The following is a 483-nucleotide window of genomic DNA, read 5'->3' as shown; positions in this document are numbered from 1 at the left end:
TATTTATTAACAGGTCGACATGGTTTTTTCTCCTGTTATGAAGCGTTTATTCATATCATCGACTCGATGTTCAATCAGCATGCCAAATGGCTGAAAATCTGTAATCAGATCCCCTGGCGTAAACCTGTTGCCTCATTAAACTATCTATTGTCATCACATGTATGGCGTCAGGATCACAATGGCTTTTCGCATCAGGATCCCGGCTTTATTGATCATGTAGTGAATAAAAAAGCCGAAGTGGTACGAGTGTATTTGCCGCCTGATGCCAATACACTGTTATCCGTTACTGATCACTGCCTGCGCAGTCGTAACTATGTAAACGTGGTTGTGGCCGGTAAACAATCTTCTCCACAATGGCTGGATATGGAGTCGGCAGTAAAACATTGCACCGCTGGTGTAGGTGTCTGGCAATGGGCCAGTAATGATAATGGCAACGAACCGGATCTGGTGATGGCTTGTTGTGGTGATGTACCGACGATGGAA

Annotated in this window: 1 pseudogene; it reads left to right on the top strand. The window is 44.7% G+C overall.

The features are described 5' to 3' along the window. Nucleotides 1-483 (top strand): annotated as a pseudogene (locus B3182_RS14480) (phosphoketolase); the annotation flags it as partial.

The sequence above is a fragment of the Methylophaga sp. UBA4204 genome, assembly GCF_002379485.1.
Taxonomy (GTDB): domain Bacteria; phylum Pseudomonadota; class Gammaproteobacteria; order Nitrosococcales; family Methylophagaceae; genus Methylophaga.
Note: the sequence above shows the minus strand (reverse complement) of the source record. Positions and strands in the feature narration are given on the sequence as shown.